This is a genomic window from Austwickia chelonae (genome assembly GCF_003391095.1).
Lineage (GTDB): Bacteria > Actinomycetota > Actinomycetes > Actinomycetales > Dermatophilaceae > Austwickia > Austwickia chelonae_A.
Map to the genome: position 1 here is coordinate 2,196,450 of NZ_CP031447.1, position 19,174 is coordinate 2,215,623.

The 19,174-nt window shown below is 57.9% G+C and carries 31 protein-coding genes and 1 pseudogene; 1 reads left to right on the forward strand and 31 read right to left on the reverse strand.

Going from position 1 to position 19,174, the window contains the following annotated elements:
• Positions 1–158 precede the first annotated feature (158 nt).
• On the forward strand, positions 159–761 hold the full coding sequence (locus tag DX923_RS09615) for an ArsR/SmtB family transcription factor (RefSeq protein ID WP_116114448.1): 603 nt from the start codon (positions 159–161) through the stop codon (positions 759–761).
• Positions 762–900: 139 nt separating this feature from the next.
• Here the strand turns inward: DX923_RS09615 and DX923_RS09620 are convergent.
• The 31 genes and pseudogenes from DX923_RS09620 to rplD form a co-directional block, all read right to left on the reverse strand.
• A pseudogene (locus DX923_RS09620) lies at positions 901–1,886 on the reverse strand (IS481 family transposase).
• A 119-nt stretch (positions 1,887–2,005) separates the two neighbouring features.
• Positions 2,006–2,890: a tRNA pseudouridine(38-40) synthase TruA gene (gene truA, locus DX923_RS09625; RefSeq protein ID WP_116114450.1), complete on the reverse strand. Its 885-nt coding sequence runs from the start codon at positions 2,888–2,890 to the stop codon at positions 2,006–2,008.
• Positions 2,891–3,022: 132 nt separating this feature from the next.
• Positions 3,023–3,457: a 50S ribosomal protein L17 gene (gene rplQ / locus DX923_RS09630; RefSeq protein ID WP_116114452.1), complete on the reverse strand. Its 435-nt coding sequence runs from the start codon at positions 3,455–3,457 to the stop codon at positions 3,023–3,025.
• Positions 3,458–3,516: 59 nt separating this feature from the next.
• Entirely contained in the window at positions 3,517–4,533 is a 1,017-nt protein-coding gene (locus DX923_RS09635; protein ID WP_116114454.1) for a DNA-directed RNA polymerase subunit alpha, read from the reverse strand.
• 338 nt (positions 4,534–4,871) lie between these two features.
• Entirely contained in the window at positions 4,872–5,480 is a 609-nt protein-coding gene (gene rpsD, locus DX923_RS09640) for a 30S ribosomal protein S4 (protein WP_006502880.1), read from the reverse strand.
• A 35-nt stretch (positions 5,481–5,515) separates the two neighbouring features.
• Complete coding sequence (gene rpsK, locus DX923_RS09645; RefSeq protein ID WP_006502879.1) at positions 5,516–5,923, reverse strand: 30S ribosomal protein S11; 408 nt, start codon at positions 5,921–5,923, stop codon at positions 5,516–5,518.
• 209 nt (positions 5,924–6,132) lie between these two features.
• Complete coding sequence (gene rpsM, locus DX923_RS09650) at positions 6,133–6,510, reverse strand: 30S ribosomal protein S13 (protein WP_006502878.1); 378 nt, start codon at positions 6,508–6,510, stop codon at positions 6,133–6,135.
• Positions 6,511–6,694: 184 nt separating this feature from the next.
• Positions 6,695–6,808 (reverse strand): 50S ribosomal protein L36, encoded by a 114-nt coding sequence (gene rpmJ, locus DX923_RS09655; protein WP_006592630.1) that lies wholly within the window; start codon positions 6,806–6,808, stop codon positions 6,695–6,697.
• Between the two features lie 135 nt (positions 6,809–6,943).
• Positions 6,944–7,165, reverse strand: coding sequence for a translation initiation factor IF-1 (gene infA / locus DX923_RS09660; protein WP_006502877.1), 222 nt, complete (start codon positions 7,163–7,165; stop codon positions 6,944–6,946).
• 259 nt (positions 7,166–7,424) lie between these two features.
• Entirely contained in the window at positions 7,425–8,270 is an 846-nt protein-coding gene (map, locus tag DX923_RS09665; RefSeq protein ID WP_116114456.1) for a type I methionyl aminopeptidase, read from the reverse strand.
• Positions 8,270–8,875, reverse strand: coding sequence for an adenylate kinase (locus DX923_RS09670; RefSeq protein WP_116114458.1), 606 nt, complete (start codon positions 8,873–8,875; stop codon positions 8,270–8,272). The genes map and DX923_RS09670 overlap by 1 nt, the downstream gene beginning before the upstream one ends.
• Positions 8,876–9,044: 169 nt before the next feature.
• Complete coding sequence (gene secY, locus DX923_RS09675) at positions 9,045–10,355, reverse strand: preprotein translocase subunit SecY (protein ID WP_116114460.1); 1,311 nt, start codon at positions 10,353–10,355, stop codon at positions 9,045–9,047.
• Between the two features lie 140 nt (positions 10,356–10,495).
• Complete coding sequence (rplO, locus tag DX923_RS09680; protein WP_116114462.1) at positions 10,496–10,978, reverse strand: 50S ribosomal protein L15; 483 nt, start codon at positions 10,976–10,978, stop codon at positions 10,496–10,498.
• Between the two features lie 2 nt (positions 10,979–10,980).
• Entirely contained in the window at positions 10,981–11,163 is a 183-nt protein-coding gene (gene rpmD / locus DX923_RS09685; protein WP_040321845.1) for a 50S ribosomal protein L30, read from the reverse strand.
• A complete protein-coding gene (rpsE, locus tag DX923_RS09690; protein ID WP_006502871.1) occupies positions 11,163–11,816 on the reverse strand; it encodes a 30S ribosomal protein S5 in 654 nt (217 codons plus the stop codon). Before rpsE ends, rpmD begins: the two co-directional genes overlap by 1 nt.
• A gap of 40 nt (positions 11,817–11,856) precedes the next feature.
• Positions 11,857–12,231 carry a 50S ribosomal protein L18 gene (rplR, locus tag DX923_RS09695; protein WP_116114464.1) on the reverse strand — a complete coding sequence of 125 codons (375 nt, stop codon included), beginning with the start codon at positions 12,229–12,231 and terminating at the stop codon, positions 11,857–11,859.
• A gap of 3 nt (positions 12,232–12,234) precedes the next feature.
• Positions 12,235–12,774, reverse strand: coding sequence for a 50S ribosomal protein L6 (gene rplF, locus DX923_RS09700; RefSeq protein WP_116114466.1), 540 nt, complete (start codon positions 12,772–12,774; stop codon positions 12,235–12,237).
• Positions 12,775–12,796: 22 nt separating this feature from the next.
• Positions 12,797–13,195 (reverse strand): 30S ribosomal protein S8, encoded by a 399-nt coding sequence (gene rpsH / locus DX923_RS09705; protein ID WP_006502868.1) that lies wholly within the window; start codon positions 13,193–13,195, stop codon positions 12,797–12,799.
• Positions 13,196–13,280: 85 nt separating this feature from the next.
• The gene (locus DX923_RS09710) at positions 13,281–13,466 is read right to left on the reverse strand and encodes a type Z 30S ribosomal protein S14 (protein ID WP_006502867.1); all 186 of its coding nucleotides are present in this window, start codon (positions 13,464–13,466) and stop codon (positions 13,281–13,283) included.
• 2 nt (positions 13,467–13,468) lie between these two features.
• Positions 13,469–14,038 carry a 50S ribosomal protein L5 gene (gene rplE, locus DX923_RS09715; protein ID WP_205413019.1) on the reverse strand — a complete coding sequence of 190 codons (570 nt, stop codon included), beginning with the start codon at positions 14,036–14,038 and terminating at the stop codon, positions 13,469–13,471.
• Positions 14,038–14,403, reverse strand: coding sequence for a 50S ribosomal protein L24 (gene rplX, locus DX923_RS09720; RefSeq protein ID WP_116114468.1), 366 nt, complete (start codon positions 14,401–14,403; stop codon positions 14,038–14,040). The genes rplE and rplX overlap by 1 nt, the downstream gene beginning before the upstream one ends.
• A 4-nt stretch (positions 14,404–14,407) precedes the next feature.
• Positions 14,408–14,776, reverse strand: a complete 369-nt coding sequence (gene rplN / locus DX923_RS09725; RefSeq protein ID WP_006502864.1) for a 50S ribosomal protein L14 — start codon at positions 14,774–14,776, stop codon at positions 14,408–14,410.
• 117 nt (positions 14,777–14,893) lie between these two features.
• On the reverse strand, positions 14,894–15,181 hold the full coding sequence (rpsQ, locus tag DX923_RS09730; protein ID WP_006502863.1) for a 30S ribosomal protein S17: 288 nt from the start codon (positions 15,179–15,181) through the stop codon (positions 14,894–14,896).
• The gene (gene rpmC, locus DX923_RS09735; protein WP_116114470.1) at positions 15,181–15,408 is read right to left on the reverse strand and encodes a 50S ribosomal protein L29; all 228 of its coding nucleotides are present in this window, start codon (positions 15,406–15,408) and stop codon (positions 15,181–15,183) included. Before rpmC ends, rpsQ begins: the two co-directional genes overlap by 1 nt.
• On the reverse strand, positions 15,408–15,827 hold the full coding sequence (rplP, locus tag DX923_RS09740) for a 50S ribosomal protein L16 (RefSeq protein WP_116114472.1): 420 nt from the start codon (positions 15,825–15,827) through the stop codon (positions 15,408–15,410). Before rplP ends, rpmC begins: the two co-directional genes overlap by 1 nt.
• Complete coding sequence (gene rpsC, locus DX923_RS09745; RefSeq protein ID WP_116114474.1) at positions 15,827–16,663, reverse strand: 30S ribosomal protein S3; 837 nt, start codon at positions 16,661–16,663, stop codon at positions 15,827–15,829. The genes rplP and rpsC overlap by 1 nt, the downstream gene beginning before the upstream one ends.
• Positions 16,663–17,031 carry a 50S ribosomal protein L22 gene (gene rplV, locus DX923_RS09750; RefSeq protein ID WP_116116265.1) on the reverse strand — a complete coding sequence of 123 codons (369 nt, stop codon included), beginning with the start codon at positions 17,029–17,031 and terminating at the stop codon, positions 16,663–16,665. Before rplV ends, rpsC begins: the two co-directional genes overlap by 1 nt.
• Before the next feature lie 26 nt (positions 17,032–17,057).
• A complete protein-coding gene (gene rpsS / locus DX923_RS09755; protein WP_116114476.1) occupies positions 17,058–17,339 on the reverse strand; it encodes a 30S ribosomal protein S19 in 282 nt (93 codons plus the stop codon).
• A 15-nt stretch (positions 17,340–17,354) separates the two neighbouring features.
• Positions 17,355–18,191, reverse strand: coding sequence for a 50S ribosomal protein L2 (rplB, locus tag DX923_RS09760; RefSeq protein WP_006502857.1), 837 nt, complete (start codon positions 18,189–18,191; stop codon positions 17,355–17,357).
• Between the two features lie 24 nt (positions 18,192–18,215).
• A complete protein-coding gene (gene rplW / locus DX923_RS09765) occupies positions 18,216–18,518 on the reverse strand; it encodes a 50S ribosomal protein L23 (RefSeq protein ID WP_116114478.1) in 303 nt (100 codons plus the stop codon).
• The gene (gene rplD, locus DX923_RS09770; protein WP_116116266.1) at positions 18,515–19,171 is read right to left on the reverse strand and encodes a 50S ribosomal protein L4; all 657 of its coding nucleotides are present in this window, start codon (positions 19,169–19,171) and stop codon (positions 18,515–18,517) included. Before rplD ends, rplW begins: the two co-directional genes overlap by 4 nt.
• Positions 19,172–19,174: the final 3 nt, after the last annotated feature.

A 19,174-nucleotide genomic window follows, 5' to 3' on the forward strand; every position in this document is an offset into this window, starting at 1 on the left:
CCGCAAATGCACAACATGTCAAGAATACCGGCGCTCAAGGAATGACCAAAACTTCACCCATAAAGCCCTGACATTGCCATTCGTCATAACTACAGCTCCCGCGCGAGCATCTGCACAGGTTTTATGCAGAGAAATTGTGCAGCACGCTACGCTTAATCATGCTTCCTTCCACGGACTCCCCCACTGTTCTCCCCGAGGAACCCAACACCCAGCCCCCGGTCGATACTCAAGCGCTACGCGTCCTAGCGCACCCGTTACGTTCCCGTTTACTTTCGGAGCTACGTGCGTTAGGCCCGTCGACCTCCGCCGAACTCGCCAGAACCCTCAAGACCAACACCGGAGCGACCAGTTACCACCTGCGCAGACTCGAAAAGGCAGGCTTGGTGGTCGATACCGGTGATGGCGTTGGACGACAACGCATGTGGCGCGCACAGACTGAAGGCCGCGCCGTAGAGACCCCCACCGACGACGAGAACGTCGAGGCAGCCATGGATTGGTTGGCACGTGACTACGTCCAACACTTCTCGGACAAAGCGCAGGAATGGATCACACACTCGTCCGAGTGGTCCCCCGATTGGCAGGAGTCCACCGGACTCGATGACCATCTCGTCCTGGTCAGCAGTGAACAGTTAGCTTCGTTACGTGAAGAAATCTCGGAATTGCTGGCACGGCACCGGAGAGTCGGTGCAGGAAATCCTCAAGCTAAACGTGTCGTGGTCTACGTAGCGGCTTTGCCAGTCGACCGGCCCAACCGCTTCTAGGCATGAGGCTTAGCCCAAATACCGTTCAGTTAGTGTCGTCGAACGGTGATGGTGGTGTCGTCGTCGGGCTGAGGCGGGGTGGTCTTCGTGATCAGGCGTGTTGTGGCAAAGAGGGAAAAGCGCCCTGGCTGGCAATGGTCTAGCTGTACTGATCGGGGGCGTTGGTCAACTGGCTGATCGGTGGTTGGTTCTTGCAGGCTGGGTGTGGTCGGTGGTGATTGTAGTAGTGGATCCAGCCAGCCAGTGCTTGGCGGCGTTCGTGTTCAGATGAGTAGCAGCGGGTGTAGACCCGGCCGTCGGCCAGGGTGTGGTGGAAGTGTTCGATTTTGCCGTTGGTTTGGGACCGGTAGAGGCGGGTTTTCCTCGCGGTGATGCCGAGCTGGTCGCAGACCGTGGCCCAGAGGTCGGATCTGTAGGCCGAGCCGTTGTCGGACAGGACACCTTCGATGGTGACGCCGCGGGCTGTAACCCAGTCGACTGCTCTGGCAAGGACCCCGGTTGCGGTCATCGCGGTTTCGTCGTCGTGGACCTCGGAGTAGACCAGCCGGGAGTGGTCGTCGACGAGCGCAGGGGACGAAGGCGTAGCCGAGGATCGGCTCGTAACGCTCTTTCCTGGGCCGGCCGGAGGCGGCCCAGTTCCGGCCGCCCTGCTGCTTGCCCAGGAACCGCCAGCCGCCGCCGTCGGGAATGTTGCCCAACTTCTTCACATCGACATGAACCAACGATCCGGGGTGGTCGTGCTCGTAAATGTCTCACCGGCTCACCAGTGGCCCGGTCAACACCTGACAATCGATTCAACCCGCCAGCGGCGAGGACCCGGTAGACCCGCCAGGGTGCGACCCGACCCTGGCGGCGAGCTGGACAGAGCCTTGGGGCAACCACAGTCGCAGCGACACAACCCGGGAGGTGACCTGCTTGCTGGTCCTTGTTCGGCGAGGAGTACGGACGCGATGACCCATCCGGCATCGGCTCCCCGGCCCGGTCACGATCAGCCCAGCGTTTGACCGTTGGCCACGAGCACTGGAACCTTGCGGCGACCTCGAAGATCGGAACATGCTGCTCGACCACCAACCGGGCAACCGGCAAACGGGCGCGCGGAGTCAGGGCTGCGTTAACGTGAGACACCAGAGGGCCTTCCCGGACGGTGAGAGATGTCGCAATCCCCACTCAACCAGCAAGATCCTCCCTCGCGTCATCACACGCTCGGACCACACTCGATCAACCAACGCGTCCGATCAGTACAACTAGTCAGCGTCTGCGGGCAATGTGCGTACTGATCTAGCCGTCTGGGCCCTCGCCGCAAGTTCGTGGTCATCGGGATAGAGCACCTCTTCCAATACCAGCCCGTAAGGGGGCATGACAGTCACCTCGGAATTCCGCTCGCCAGATGTCAACACCGACTTGGCCCAACCGAGCTCTTTTCGGCCTTCGGCTGCCGGGATGACCGCTCCAACCAAAGAACGCACCATTGAATGGCAGAAAGCATCGGCGATGACCGTCGCTTCAAGAACGTTATCGGCAGTTCGCGTCCAGGAGTATTTCTTCAGATGCCGGATAGTGGTAGCGCCTTCACGTTTCTTACAGAAAGCAGCGAAATCAGCTAGCCCCTCCAGCGACCGCGCCTCGTTCTCAAGCCTACTGAGATCCAGCTCTCGACGGTAGAACACCGTGTCATGCCGGCGTAACGGATCCCTGCTACTTGAGAGATCTGCTATCCGGTATGAGTACCGCCGTTGTATCGCCGAGAATCTGGCATCGAAACCGGGTGGTGCGACCTTGACGGAGTGAATGACGATATCTGTAGGAAGAACCCCTGCCAGCCTGGTCAGGGCAGCTTCAGCTGGATTCCGTTCCGAACGTCCGGGGAGCTTCTCATAAGATTTACGAGGGATATCTACGTGTGCTACGGCACCTCGTGCATGCACTCCAGCATCGGTACGCCCTGCGATGGTGAGTTTCGATACCTCTGCGCGAAGAATCGTGTTCAACGCGCGACTCAATTCGCCCTGTACGGTACGTAGACCGGGTTGCACAGCCCAACCAGAGAAGTCAGTACCGTCATAGGCGAAGTCCAATCGCAATCTCACAGCTGAGAAACTTCCTTCCTGAAGCTCACCTTCAACATTCATGCTTTCCTCCGTCTGTATTTCTCTCGCGTCCGTCTCCTCAAAAACGTTCAGGGGCGTTATTGCACTGGCCAGTGCAATAACGCCCCTGAACGGAGAACAGGGCGAGCCTGTCATACAGGCTCGATACGAAGGTCAGGCCTTCTCCTCATCCTTAGCTGCACGCTTCGTCGCAGCCTCGGCTTCCTTCACCGTGGCTACCTTCGGCGAGTAGGGCTCACGGACGAGCTCGATCACAGCCATCGGTGCGTTGTCACCCTTGCGGGGTCCAATCTTGGTGATACGGGTGTAACCGCCCGGGCGCTCAGCCATGTCCGGCGCGATCTCGGTGAAGAGTCGGTGTACAACGCTCTTGTCCCGAACCACGGTCAGCACACGGCGGCGTGCGTGCAGGTCACCGCGCTTGGAGAAGGTGATCATCCTCTCCGCGAGCGGACGCAGCCGCTTGGCTTTGGCCTCGGTGGTCGTGATCTTGTCGTGCTCGAACAATGCTGTAGCCAGGTTCGCCAGCATGAGCCGTTCGTGCGCAGGACCGCCGCCGAGGCGAGGTCCCTTCGTGGGGGTAGGCATGAGATCTCCTGTGGGTCTGCTGACCGACCCGCATGACTGCGGTCAGTCGCTGATATCGGTCAGTACTGCTCGTCCTCGGCAAAAGCCGAGTCCTCGTCGTCGTCGTAACGATCGACGATTGCTGCAGGGTCGAATCCGGGCGGACTGTCTTTGAGAGCCAGTCCCATCCCGACGAGCTTGGCTTTTACCTCGTCGATCGATTTCGCACCGAAGTTACGAATGTCGAGCAGGTCGGCTTCGCTGCGCCCGACAAGCTCTCCTACGGTATGAATGCCCTCACGTTTGAGGCAGTTGTATGAGCGCACCGTGAGATCGAGGTCTTCGATCGGCAATGCGAGATCTGCTGCCAGAGCTGCATCTGTGGGCGAGGGGCCCATGTCGATGCCTTCGGCTTCAACATTCAGTTCCCTTGCCAACCCAAAGAGCTCCACAAGAGTCTTTCCGGCAGAAGCCAGAGCATCCCTGGGTGCCATCGAGTTCTTCGTTTCGACATCGACTACCAGCTTGTCGAAGTCCGTACGCTGCTCGACACGAGTGGCTTCCACTCGGTAGGTCACGGTCAACACCGGCGAATAGATCGAGTCCACCGGGATACGGCCGATCTCTTGGTCCCCGGACTTATTCTGATGAGCCGAGACGTAGCCGCGACCGCGTTCAACGGTGAGCTCCATCTCGATCTTGGCTTTCTCATTGAGCGTGGCCAAGTGCAGATCCGGGTTGTGCACCTCGACCCCAGCAGGGGGCGCAATGTCAGCAGCCGTCACGGCTCCAGGTCCCTGCTTACGCAGGTACATGACGACAGGCTCGTCATGTTCGCTAGAGACGACGAGCCCCTTGATGTTCAAGATGAGCTCAGTGACATCTTCTTTCACACCCGGAATAGTGGTGAACTCATGCAGCACACCATCAATCCGAATACTTGTCACTGCAGCACCCGGGATGCTGGAGAGCAACGTCCGGCGAAGCGAGTTGCCAAGCGTGTAACCGAATCCCGGCTCAAGTGGCTCGATGACGAACCTGGAGCGCGAGTCTGAGAGGACCTCCTCAGAGAGGATGGGCCGCTGTGCAATAAGCACGTCCGTATCCTTCCCGTGAACCACCGCTATATGAAGTTCACGCATGCCGGGCCCTGCCCCCGGCGCTGCGCCGCGTCTCTGTCCACGCAACGCACCTGTAAGTCACGCACAGAGATCTACTGGTTATCCGTCTGTGAACCTCTGAGCTCTTCTGACCCAGAAATTCTCGCTGTATAAAGCCAGGTCTCTGCTGTTAGCGATGTCACTGCTCAAGGGATGGGCACATGCCTGAAGGCCTGTGCCCATCCCTTGTCAGTCAAGACAGTTCGCGCACTGGTCCTGCCCAGGATCTGAGCAGTGTTCAGATGAAGAACAGTCCATGTCGAACTCGCCGATGATCAGTTCTTCGAGTAGAGCTCGACGATCAGCTGCTCAGTGAGCACCGTGTCGATCTGTTCCCGAACAGGAAGCTGATGGATGAGAATCTGCAGTGTCCCAGGAACAACCTTCATCCAAGCAGGAACCGGACGCTCGCCGTAAGTCTGTCGCGCCAGCTCGATCGGGAAGGTCTCCCTACTCTTGGGACGAACATCAATGATGTCGTACTGGCTGACCCGGTAACTCGGGACATCAACGCGGGTCCCGTTGACCAGGAAGTGCCCGTGAGTCACTAGCTGTCGTGCCGCTCGACGGGTGCGGGCAAGCCCCGCACGGTAAATCACGTTGTCGAGCCGAGACTCAAGGATCTGCAGGAGGTTCTCGCCGGTCTTACCGGACTTCCGTACTGCTTCCTCGTAGTAACCGCGGAACTGCTTCTCCATCACGCCGTAAGTGAAGCGAGCTTTCTGCTTCTCCTGGAGCTGGTGAAGATATTCCTTCTCCTGGATACGGCCACGTCCGTGCTGTCCAGGGGGGAAGGGGCGGTTCTCAAAGTTCTTGTCGCCACCGACAAGGTCGGTCTTCAGGCGGCGAGACTTCTTGGTGATTGGGCCGGTGTAACGAGCCATGGTGTCGTTCTCTCCTTGTCTTCGCTACTCGCAGCTCAAACGCGGCGACGCTTGGGCGGGCGGACACCGTTATGGGGAGTCGGCGTGACATCGCTGATGGCACCGACTTCCAGGCCAGTCGCGGTCAGCGACCGAATCGCTGTCTCACGTCCCGAGCCAGGGCCCTTCACGAAGACGTCCACCTTCCGCATTCCGTGCTCCATAGCGCGACGCGCAGCTGCTTCAGCTGCCATCTGCGCGGCAAAGGGCGTGGACTTACGGGATCCCTTGAAGCCGACCTGCCCGGCAGAGGCCCAGGAGATAACAGCTCCCGTGGGATCGGTGATAGACACGATCGTGTTGTTGAACGTGCTCTTGATGTGAGCGTGCCCGTGGGCAACGTTTTTCTTCTCCTTGCGGCGCACCTTTTTGGCGCCCGCGGCCATGCGGCTCTTCGGAGGCATGTAGTGATCTCCTGCGTGCGAAGTGTGTGATCTAGCTGTTGCGCGTGGTCTTCGAAAAGGCCGACCTGGCTTGCTTACTGTTGTCTAACGACTTCAGCCAGGGCTTTCTGTCGGCTCCAGTCCGGTTGAGGCAAGATGTCTCAGCCCCAGATCCCAAAGACGACGTATCGGTAGGTTTACTCTTCAGTCCACATGAGTGGCACGAAGAATTACCTACCAGCCTTCTTCTTTCCGGCGACGGTGCGCTTCGGGCCCTTGCGCGTACGCGCGTTGGTCTTCGTGCGCTGTCCACGCACCGGAAGCCCTCGGCGGTGCCGAAGTCCCTGGTAGCTTCCGATCTCCACCTTGCGACGGATGTCAGCCGCCACTTCACGGCGCAGGTCTCCCTCGAGCTTGAAGTTACCTTCGAGGAAGTCACGCAGATTGACGAGATCGGTCTCGGTGAGGTCCTTCACGCGAGTGGACGGATCCACCCCAGCAGCTTCAACAGCCTGCTTTGCGCGAGTACGCCCCACGCCGAAGATGTAAGTGAGTGCGATCTCCACGCGCTTTTCGCGCGGCAGGTCGACTCCTACAAGACGTGCCATTCGGTACGAATCTCCTGATCAGTACGGAGGTCTGGAGCAACACCGTCCCAACTACTGTTGGTCCTCAGCCTCCGCGCCAAGGGTGACATCCGGAATCGTAGCTCCGGGGCCGGGTGTTGCAGATGTGCGATTTTGTCGCGTCACTTGAGTAGATCAAACGACGACGCGCAAGAAATCTGGTAGATCAGCCCTGACGCTGCTTGTGACGCAGGTTCTCGCAGATCACCATGACTCGCCCGTTACGGCGGATCACCTTGCACTTGTCGCAGATCTTCTTGACGCTGGGCTGAACCTTCATCTGCCTGCTGTCTTCAGATCTGGGTCCAGAGAGACTCACTAGCCACTTGGGAAACGAGTCCTTTGAACCTGGTGGTTTGGAATTGGCGCTTGCTCCGTCACCAAGATGACGATGCAAACAACTAACGGGTGCCGCTCAACGGTAACGGAACACGATACGGCCCCGAGACAGGTCGTAGGGGCTCAACTCGACGACCACCCGGTCCTCAGGAAGGATCCGGATGTAGTGCTGACGCATCTTGCCCGAGATGTGAGCGAGAACCTTGTGACCGTTGGAAAGCTCCACCCGAAACATTGCGTTCGGCAGAGCTTCGACGATCGTTCCCTCGATCTCGATGACACCGTCCTTCTTGGCCATGTCCTCCGCAATCCGTTTAGCTCATCGTTCAGTGCTGAACGATCAAGCACCGTCCGGGCAAACCCGGCTGTCTGGTAGCTCCTGACTACAAGCTGGACTCTAGGCTGACGCCGTTGTCATTCCTTGAACCGCCCCATGGAGAGGCTGGCAGCTTGAAGACATAAAGGTACCGAAGGTTCAGTCTAGTGCAGCTGCCCAGGAAGATGAAATCACCACGCAACTCGCTGGTTTGCACCTCGACTCGACTGATCGCTAGCGATCAGTCGAGTCCTCCGAACCTCACGCCCATCGATTCAAGTCTGGATTTTCCGCCGTCCTCAGCAGTGAGAACCCATACTCCTGCACTTGTCACAGCAACGGTGTGCTCCCAATGTGCAGCGAGTCCACCGTCTCTGGTCACGACTGTCCAACCATCACCCAGAACGACAGTCTCAGCCGACCCAACAGCAACCATGGGCTCAATAGCGATTGTGGCTCCTTCGCAGATTTTCGGAGTCCGCCCCTTGATCCGATAGTTGTACACATCGGGAGCCATGTGCATTTCTCGCCCGATACCGTGACCGGTATACCCGTCAACGATGGAGAGATCTAGATCATGCAGATCAGAGAGGCGGTCCACCTCGTCTTCGATTGCGCCCCCCACATCGTTCAGAACGCCGCCAACCTTCAGCGCTGCGATTCCAGCCCATAAAGATGACTCCGTTGAATCCATCAAAGCCAGCGATTGCTCTGAAGCAGAAGCTTTTCCGCCCACAATAAAAGTTACCGCAGAGTCACCGTGCCAACCATCCAGAATCGCGCCACAGTCGACTGAGACCAGGTCACCTTCTGCAAGCAGAGTATTACTCGGTATGCCGTGAACAACGGCTTCATTCACGCTGACACAAAGCGTGTGCCTATAACCAGGAACTCCAGGAAAAGATGGCGTAGCCCCCTTGGATAAGATTACTGAACGCGCAAGTTCATCTAGCTCGATTATCGCCATGCCCGCGCGAGCCTGTTGTTGGACAGCAGCCAAGGCAGATTGCACGACAAGTCCAGCACGTCGCATTGATCTAATCTGGTCTACGCTCTTGGCTTCTAGCACTTCACGTCGCCCGAACATTAGCGTTCCACCTCTCTTTGAGGGCGAGGTGGCCGAGGAGACTCGACAGCCAAAACCTCCATGCACCTGCTGAATACGTCGTCCACACTTCCCATGCCATCGACTTCCCTCAGCAGACCACGCGATCGAGCCATCTCCGAGATCGGGATAGTCTCAGACTTATAGACCTTCATTCTCTCTCTGATGACATCCTCATTGTCATCTGCGCGCCCCTCAATCTGAGATCGCTTCAACAGTCTCGATACCAAGATGTCATCAGGGACGACAAGCTCAATCACATGATCTAGATCAAGATCCTGCTGCCAATGAAATTCACGAAGAGCCCATGTCTGCTCCACAGTACGAGGATATCCATCTAGAAGGTATCCCTGTCTCGCATCTTCTTTCTGGAGTCGATCGAAAACGATCTCATTTGTTACCTCATCGGGAACAAAATGGCCAGATTCAATAATTGACTGAACCCTTTTCCCTAGAGAGGTCTGCTCTCTAATATGAGTTCGAAAGATATCGCCTGTTGAAATTGCTGGAATCCTCAAGGCCGCTGAGATTCGGGCGGCCTGGGTGCCCTTACCAGCCCCCGGGGGTCCAAGAAGCAATAGTCGCAACGCTGAGTCTCCTTCCGAAAGCGCCGATCAGCATCCACTGATCCCGCACATCTCGACGGGAATCCTAGTACGTTCTTCAGATGCTCCGCGCTCATACACACGCAATAGTGCGGAACGCCACGGGCAGGATCCTCTTCATGAAGAGAACCCTGCCCGGAGAGCAAGCGCCTCAGCGCAAGAAACCTTCGTAGTGTCGCTGTTGCAGTTGAGATTCAATCTGCTTCACCGTTTCGAGCCCAACACCCACGATGATCAACAGGGAAGTTCCCCCGAAAGGAAAATTCTGATCCGCATTGAGCATCACAAAAGCCACGATCGGTATCAGTGAGATGATCGCCAAATACAGAGCGCCAGGAACTGTGATCCGATTCAGAACGTAGCGAAGATACTCTGCAGTGGGACGACCTGCCCTATACCCAGGTATGAAACCACCATAACGCTTCATATTGTCTGCGACCTCGTCAGGATTAAACGAGATCGAAACATAAAAGAACGTGAATAGGATAATCAAAGCAGTATAGAGACCGATGTGGATCGGACTATGCTGAGAGACAACATTTGCCTCCAGCCAGTTCACCCAGTCCGGACGCTCCGCACTTGCCCTCTGGAACTGAACAATCAATCCAGGGATAGCGAGCAGGGAGGAAGCGAAAATCACAGGAATAACTCCAGCTTGATTCACCTTAAGCGGAATGTACGTAGTAGTTCCACCGTACATTCGCCTTCCGACCATGCGCTTGGCATAAGTGACTGGAACTCTTCGCTGGCATTGCTCAACGAAAACGACAGCAGCGATGATGGCCAATCCGATGATAATCACCAGAAGGAAGGTACCCCATTTACCATCACGCTCTTTGATCGACCAAAGAGAGCTTGGGAAACGTGCCGCAATCGAGGTGAAGATAAGCAAAGACATCCCGTTGCCGATGCCTCGCTCAGTGATGAGCTCACCCATCCACATGATCAGACCGGTCCCCGCCGCCATCGTAAGAACCATGATGACCGGCGTCCACCAGTTACTGTCAGCCATGATGTTGAGACAGTTCCCCCCGAAGAGCGCCTGGGGGTTGTGCGCAAAAGTGACGAACGTGGATGCTTGAAGAAAAGCTAGCGCAATAGTCAGATAGCGCGTGTACTGAGTAAGCTTCGACTGCCCCGACTGCCCTTCCTGCTTAAGGGTTTCGAATCGAGGGATCACAACAGTGAGAAGCTGAACGATAATACTCGCAGTGATATACGGCATAATGCCGAGTGCGAAAATTGAGAGCTGCAACAGCGCGCCACCGCTGAACAAGTCAGCTAGGCCGAGAAGCTGGTTTGCTCCCCCACCATGGTCCTGACATTTTTGCACTTCTTTATAGCTAATTCCCGGCGTTGGCACGAAAGAGCCGAGCCTGAAGATAGCCATGATGAAGAACGTGAAAAGGAGCTTCTTACGCAGATCGGGCGTTTTGAACGCTCGGGCGAAGGCCGTGAGCACGAATCCTCCTGGTGAGGGGTGCGCGCCATCCATCCGTAGAAAGCTGGCGTGCTTAACATCTCTGGGGACGATAACACCCCGGGTCCGGTCTACCCGGCACCCGGGGTGTTATGTGGCAGTCGCTTCCTGTCCCGGGCTCGTCAGAGCTGCGTTACGGTTCCGCCAGCTGCCTCGATCTTTTCCTTCGCAGACGCAGAGAACTTGTGCGCCGAGATGTTCACCTTCACACTGATCTCGCCGTCACCGAGAACCTTGACCAGGTGACCGGAACGCACTGCGCCCTTGTCGACAAGGTTCGCAACTGTGATGTCTCCGCCCTCAGGGAAGAGCATCGAGAGGCGGTCGAGGTTGACCACCTGGTACTCGGTGCGGAAGGGGTTCTTGAACCCCCGCAGCTTCGGCAAACGCATATGAAGGGGCATCTGCCCACCTTCGAAGCGCTCCGGAACCTGGTAACGGGCCTTCGTACCCTTTGTTCCTCGACCAGCAGTCTTACCCTTGCTTCCCTCACCGCGCCCGACACGAGTCTTAGCGGTCTTGGCACCAGGAGCAGGACGCAGGTGGTGCACCTTAAGCGTGTGGCCGGTCGCCTTCTCTTCGGAAGGCTTGTCATGAGCTGCCATGGTCAGTCAACCTCCTCGACGGTCACCAGGTGCATGACCGTCCGGACCATTCCACGAATTTCGGGACGGTCTTCCTTGACGACGCAGTCTCCGATGCGCTTCAGGCCCAGAGTGCGCAAGGTCTCACGCTGGTTCTGTTTTCCACCGATCTCAGAACGAATCTGAGTCACCTTCAGACGAGCCATCACGCACCAGCTCCAGCAGCACGAGCCCTGAGCAACGCTGCCGGGGCAACGTCCTCAAGAGGAAGACCGCGGCGGGCGGCTACGCTCTCGGGGCGCTCAAGACCCTTAAGCGCCTCAACTGTCGCATGAACGATGTTAATCGCATTGTCAGAGCCCAAAGACTTAGACAACACATCGCTGATTCCGGCGCATTCCAACACTGCACGAACCGGGCCACCAGCAATGACACCAGTACCAGGTGCCGCAGGACGCAGCAAAACCACACCTGCAGCTGCTTCTCCCTGGACAGGGTGAGGAATAGTTCCTTGAATACGAGGAACCTTGAAGAAAGCCTTCTTAGCTTCCTCTACACCCTTGGCAATAGCTGCAGGAACTTCCTTGGCCTTGCCGTAACCGACGCCAACGGTTCCTTCACCGTCTCCTACCACGACTAGCGCGGTGAAGCTGAAGCGACGTCCACCTTTGACAACCTTCGAGACACGGTTAATCGTGACGACTCGCTCGACGTACTGGTTACGGGCGTCATCCTGCCCGCCCCGGCGGTTGTCACGGTCGCGACCACGACGGTCGCCTCGCTCGTTGCGGTCGCCGCCGGCACGGTCGGAGCCACCGGCGGCACCGGCGCCAGTGCCTCGGCGCTGGGGTCCAGCCATCAGTCGATCCTCTTCTCGTAGTTCATAGTCATGACAGCCATCACAACGCCAGCCCGCCCTCGCGCGCACCGTCAGCGATAGCTGCGATACGTCCGTGGTATTTGTTGCCACCGCGGTCGAAGACCACCGATGAGATGCCAGCGTCCTTCGCACGCTGAGCAAGCAACTCGCCGACCTTCTTAGCCTTGGCGGTCTTGTCACCATCCATGGCGCGCAAGTCAGCTTCCATCGTCGAAGCCGATGCCAACGTTTTGCCGACGACGTCATCAACAATCTGAACGAAGACGTGACGCGATGAACGAGTCACTACCATACGCGGCTGCTGAGCAGTACCGGAGATCTTCTTCCGCAAACGGAAGTGACGCCGGGTGCGTGCAGCGGCCTTGCTTTTTCCGCGCTTGACGATCATGGCCATGACTTACTTACCAGCCTTTCCGACCTTGCGGCGGATAACCTCGCCGGCGTAACGCACACCCTTACCCTTGTAGGGATCAGGCTTGCGCAGCTTGCGAATGTTGGCCGCGATTTCACCCACAAGCTGTTTGTCGATGCCAGCAACGCTAAATTTCGTCGGGCCCTCAACAGCAAAGGTGATACCGGCCGGCGGCTCCACAACAATGGGGTGGCTGTACCCCAATGCAAACTCAAGGTTTGAGCCCTTTGCCAGCACGCGATAACCCGTGCCCTGAATCTCCAGCTTCTTTTCATAGCCACTCGTGACGCCAATGATCATGTTATTGATCAGCGTACGAGTCAGCCCATGCAAAGAACGTGACATCCGCTCGTCGTTGGGACGTGAGACCTGCACGGTCCCATCGTCGCCACGCGCCACCGTAATCGGCTCGCGCACATGAATGCTGAGCTCGCCCTTGGGCCCTTTGACGCGTACGTCCTGGCCTTCGATGGTCACTTCGACGCCGGATGGCACGGAGACAGGGAGTCGTCCGATTCGGGACATGTCTTCTCCTCCTTGGTTTCCGTCACCAGACGTAGGCGAGGACTTCCCCGCCAACGCCCTTAGCCGCCGCCTGCTTGTCCGTCAGAAGACCTGAGGACGTGGAGATGATCGCCACGCCGAGGCCACCGAGAACCTTGGGCAGATTCGTCGACTTCGCGTAGACCCGAAGCCCGGGTTTACTCACGCGGCGCACGCCAGCGATAGAGCGTTCCCGGTTCGGGCCGTACTTAAGGTCAATGATGAGCGTCTTGCCCACCGTCGCCTCTTCTACACGCCAACTTGCGATATATCCCTCTTTTTGAAGGATTTCCGCAATGTTGGACTTCAACTTTGAAAACGGCATCGACACAGTGTCGTGGTGTGCCGAATTGGCGTTCCGGACGCGCGTCAGCATGTCCGCGATCGGGTCGGTCATGGTCATTGGGCTTCTCCGCCCTTCCTCACCGGGGTTTCACCTTCCGCACTGAGCGCGGAGCGACCTACGGTGTAGAAGCTTGTTGTCTCGATTACCAGCTGCTCTTGGTGACGCCGGGCAGCTCACCACGGTGTGCCATCTCCCGAAGGCAGACACGGCACAGGCCGAACTTCCGGTACACCGAGTGAGGGCGTCCACACTTCTGGCATCGGGTGTAGGCACGTACCTTGAACTTAGGCTTGGCGTTCGCTTTGTTGATCAGCGCAGTCTTAGCCACGATCAGTTCTCCTTGAACGGGAAGCCGAGGTGGCGAAGCAACGCACGGCCTTCGTCGTCATTCGTTGCGGTAGTGACGATGGTGATATCCATCCCACGCACGCGATCGATTCGGTCCTGGTCGATCTCGTAGAACATCGACTGTTCGTTGAGACCGAAGGTGTAGTTACCACGACCGTCGAACTGCTTAGGCGACAAGCCGCGGAAGTCACGGATCCGGGGCAATGCCACGGTGACCAGTCGGTCCAAGAATTCCCACATGCGGTCACCACGCAGAGTTGCATGGCATCCGATAGGCATTCCCTCACGCAGTTTGAACTGAGCAATCGATTTGCGAGCTTTAGTGACCAGAGGCTTCTGACCAGTGATAGCAGTCAGATCCCGAACTGCACCCTCAATCAGCTTGCTGTCACGGGCCGCTTCGCCGACACCCATGTTGACAACAACCTTGGTCACGCCCGGAACCTGCATTACGTTTCCGTAAGCAAACTCCTGCTGGAGTGCCGTCCGGATTTCCTCGCGGTAGCGCAGCTTAAGACGAGCCTGAGGAACAGAAATCATGTTCTCGGACATCACAGGTCCTTCCCGGAACGCACCGACATCCGCACACGCTGCGTCTTGGTACGCCCGTTACGCTCAACCGTCTCGACGCGCATCTTGATCCGGGTCGGAGACTTTGTCTCAGGGTCCACAATCGCAACATTGCTCACGTGGATAGGCGCTTCCGCGTGGATGATTCCACCAGCTCGTGATCCACTGGCGGTAGCTCCAGGCTTCACATGCTTAGTCATTCGGTTGACTCCCTCGACCAATACTCGATTGGTCTCAGGAAAAACCTCGATAACCTTGCCCTGCTTGCCTCGGTCGCCACCCTTGTCCTGTTTGCGACCAGTGATGACCTGAACCAGGTCACCCTTCTTAATCTTCATCTTGGCCATGGCCTCAGAGCACCTCCGGGGCGAGCGAGATGATCTTCATGAACTTCTTCTCACGCAGCTCTCGCCCTACCGGGCCGAAAATACGCGTGCCTCTCGGATCGCCGTCGTTCTTGAGAATGACAGCTGCATTCTCATCGAATTTGATGTAGGAACCATCGGGCCGGCGGCGTTCTTTCTTCGTGCGAACGATAACGGCCTTGACAACGTCACCCTTTTTGACGTTTCCACCCGGAATGGCGTCTTTCACCGTGGCAACGATGACGTCTCCCACACCGGCGTACCGCCGACCAGAGCCTCCGAGAACACGGATGCAGAGAATCTCCTTTGCACCCGTGTTGTCGGCGACACGCAGTCGCGACTCCTGCTGAATCACTTCTCACTCCTGTCGTCGCGCTGGTTCTCTCCGCCTTAATACGGTCGAGCCTTGCGGAACGGATCTTGGGGTTCGTGGTGGGGCCAGAAATATTCTTCTCGCCCCACCACGGGAGGCTTACTTAGCGCGCTCGAGAATCTCCACAACCCGCCACCTCTTGGTAGCGGACAGCGGACGAGTCTCCATCAACAGCACGCGGTCACCGACACCACATTCATTCTGGGCATCGTGCGCCTTCAACTTGCTGGTTCGACGCATGACCTTGCCGTAGAGAGGATGCTTCACACGGTCTTCAACTTCAACGACGACAGTCTTGTCCATCTTGTCGCTGACCACATAGCCCTGGGCCGTCTTACGAGCGCTGCGCTCCAAGGCCTCCACCGTGCTCTCCTTGTTCTCAGCCATTACTCGGCCCCTCCGATGTTCAGCTCACGCTCGCGCATGATCGTGTAGATCCGGGCGATGTCGCGCCGCACTGCACGCAACCGGCCGTGGCTTTCGAGCTGCCCGGTCGCCGACTGGAACCGAAGGTTGAAAAGCTCTTCCTTCGCTTTGCGAAGTTCATCAACCAACTTCTCGTCCGAGAGCTCACGCAGGGCTTCAGGAGCAAGGTCCTTGGAACCGATCGCCATCAGTTGTCACCACCCTCACGCCGAACGAAACGGCACTTCATCGGGAGCTTATGCATCGCAAGACGCATGGCCTCCCGTGCAACCTCCTCGGACACACCAGAAAGCTCGAACATGACTCGGCCTGGCTTCACATTGGCCACCCACCACTCAGGAGATCCTTTACCAGATCCCATCCGAGTTTCTGCGGGCTTTTTCGTCAGCGGACGGTCCGGGTAGATATTGATCCAGACCTTTCCGCCACGCTTGATGTATCGCGTCATAGCGATACGAGCAGACTCGATCTGTCGATTGGTGACATACGCAGGTTCCATAGCCTGGATGCCAAACTCACCGAAGGCGATCGTGGTTCCGCCCTTGGCTTTCCCGTGTCGATCCGGGTGGTGCTGCTTACGGTGTTTGACTCGACGCGGAATCAGCATCAGGATTCAGCCCCTTCAGAAACAGGCGCCGGAGCCTCCGCAGCAGCGGAAGCGTTGGCAGCTGCAGACTCATTGCTTTGACGCTGGCCGCGGTCGCCGCCCTGACGACGTCCTCGAGACGGACGATCCCCACGGTCGCCGCGTGCTCCACGCGACGGGCGTCCAGGAGCGGCAGCCTGCTGAGCCGCGAGCTCCTTAGCGGTCATGTCGCCCTTGTAAATCCACACCTTCACGCCAATACGACCGAAAGTGGTTTTTGCTTCATAGAAGCCGTAGTCGATCTGAGCCCGCAACGTGTGAAGCGGAACCCGCCCTTCGCGGTAGAACTCGGAACGGCTCATTTCCGCGCCGCCCAGACGACCGGAACACTGAACTCGGATGCCCTTCGCCCCAGCTCGCAGCGAAGACTGCATTCCCTTACGCATAGCGCGACGGAAAGAGACTCGGGCTGACAGCTGTTCAGCGATCCCCTGAGCAACGAGCTGAGCATCCATCTCAGGGTTCTTCACCTCGAGGATGTTTAGCTGAACCTGCTTTCCGGTGAGCTTCTCGAGCTCGCTCCGGATACGGTCAGCCTCTGCTCCACGACGCCCAATGACGATTCCAGGGCGCGCAGTATGGATATCGACTCGTACTCGATCACGAGTACGCTCGATTTCCACCTTGCTGATACCAGCGCGCTCCATACCGGTGGACATCAGACGACGAATAGCTACGTCTTCCTTGACATAGTCACGGTAACGCTGACCGTTCTTCGTGCTGTCCGCGAACCAACGGCTCTTGTGGTCAGTCGTGATACCAAGCCGGAAGCCGTGCGGGTTAACTTTCTGACCCATCAGCGGGCACCTCCCTTGTTCTCCAACTGGCTCACGACAAGCGTGATATGACAGGTCCGCTTATTGATCCGGTAAGCACGCCCCTGAGCTCGAGGCTGAAATCGCTTCATTGTGGGGCCCTCATCGACATAAGCCGAGCTGATGAAGAGCTGGCCCTCATCGAAGGTCATCGCAGACTTATCCGCCTGGAAGCGTGCATTGGCAATCGCCGATGCAAGCAGCTTGCGAACAGGCTCGCTCGCCGACTGAGGCGCGAACTGCAGCACTGCCAGTGCTTCTACCGCTCGCTTTCCACGAACGAGGTCCACGACACGGCGTGCCTTCATGGGCGTGACGCGCACATTGCGCGCCTGCGCCTTGGCTTCCATCACGTTGTCCTTGCTGTCAGTAGGCATCAGCGACGACGCCCCTTCTTGTCGTCCTTCACGTGACCCTTGAACGTCCGGGTCGGTGCAAACTCGCCGAGCTTGTGTCCGACCATGGACTCAGTCACAAACACCGGAACGTGCTTACGTCCGTCGTGCACCGCAAACGTGTGTCCAAGAAAATCTGGTGCAATCACAGAGCGACGCGACCACGTCTTAATGACGTTCTTACTTCCGGTCTCGTTAGCGACATCCACCTTCTTCTGCAGGTGGTCATCGATGAAAGGGCCCTTCTTCAGGCTACGCGGCATGTCTCCAGGCTCCTATCAGCGCTTCTTGCCGGTCCGGCGACGACGGACTATCAGTTTGTCGCTTTCCTTCTTCGGGTGCCGGGTACGACCCTCAGGCTGACCCCACGGGCTCACCGGGTTACGGCCACCGGAAGTACGACCCTCACCACCACCGTGCGGGTGGTCGACCGGGTTCATAACCACGCCTCGGACGGTGGGTCGCTTACCCTTCCAACGCATACGGCCAGCTTTACCCCAGTTGATGTTGCTCTGCTCGGCGTTGCCGACCTCGCCAACAGTGGCACGGCAACGGACATCAACGTTACGGATTTCACCGGACGGCATACGCAGCTGAGCGTACGGTCCGTCCTTCGCCACAAGCTGCACACGCGCACCAGCACTACGTGCGATCTTGGCACCGCCTCCAGGACGAAGCTCAATCGCGTGAATAACCGTACCGACAGGGATGTTGCGCATCGGCATGTTGTTGCCAGGCTTGATGTCTGCGCCGGGACCGTTTTCGATCCGGTCGCCCTGCTGCAGCTTGTTCGGCGCCAAGATGTATCGCTTTTCACCGTCTGCGTAGTGCAGCAACGCAATACGAGCGGTGCGGTTGGGGTCGTACTCGATGTGTGCGACCTTGGCAGGAATGCCGTCCTTATCGTGACGGCGGAAGTCGATCACCCGGTAGGCACGTTTGTGCCCACCTCCAATGTGACGTGTCGTGATACGCCCCTGGTTGTTGCGGCCACCGGTCTTTGCCAGCGGGCGAACAAGGGACTTCTCCGGCGTGGAGCGTGTGATCTCGACAAAGTCGGCCACGCTCGCGCCGCGACGCCCCGGGGTCGTCGGCTTGTATTTGCGGATACCCATTGTCTAGTCCTTCGTCCTCGTAGCTTAGGCGCTCGCCGTGCCGAAGATGTCGATCGAGCCTTCCCTAAGCGTGACGATTGCGCGCTTTGTGTCCTTGCGACGACCGACTCCGAACCGCGTACGACGGGCTTTACCCTGACGGTTCAAGGTGTTCACCGAAGCGACCTTGACATTGAATACACGCTCGACAGCGATCTTGATCTCAGTTTTGTTGGCACGAGGGTCAACGACAAACGTGTATTTGCCTTCGTCCATCAGGCCGTATGACTTCTCAGAAACGACCGGCGCGATGAGGATGTCGTGCGGGTCCTTGTTCAGGATGCTCACTTGCTCTGCTCCTCGTCCTTAACGACCTTGACCGGGCCAGTGATGAAGGAACGGAGAGCGGCTTCCGAGAAGACGATGTCGTCCGCACACAGCACGTCATAGGTGTTCAGCTGGTCAGCAGCCAGGCAGTGCACCGCAGCGATGTTCCGGACGCTACGGAGCGAGACCTCTTCGTCGCGGCCAAGGACCACGAGGAGGTTGCGGCGCTCTGTCAACTTGTTGAGGAGAGCAACGGCGACCTTGGTCGACGGCGCCTCTCCCTCAACGAAACTGCTCACGCAGTGGATCCGGCCATGACGTGCACGGTCAGAAAGGGCTCCACGAAGAGCAGCAGCCTTCATCTTCTTGGGGGTGCGCTGAGAGTAATCCCGCGGCTGGGGCCCGTGGACAGTGCCACCGCCAGCAAACTGCGGTGCACGAGTCGATCCCTGGCGAGCCCGACCAGTTCCCTTCTGGCGGTAGGGCTTCTTACCGCCACCCCGCACCTCGCCACGCGTTTTTGTAGCGTGCGTTCCCTGGCGAGCCGCCGCAAGCTGGGCAACTACAACCTGATGGATCAGAGGAACATTCGTCTGGGCGTCGAAAAGCTCAGAAGGGAGCTCGATTGAGCCGTTCTTCTGGCCGTCGGCGTTAAGGATATCGATGGTCGTCATGTC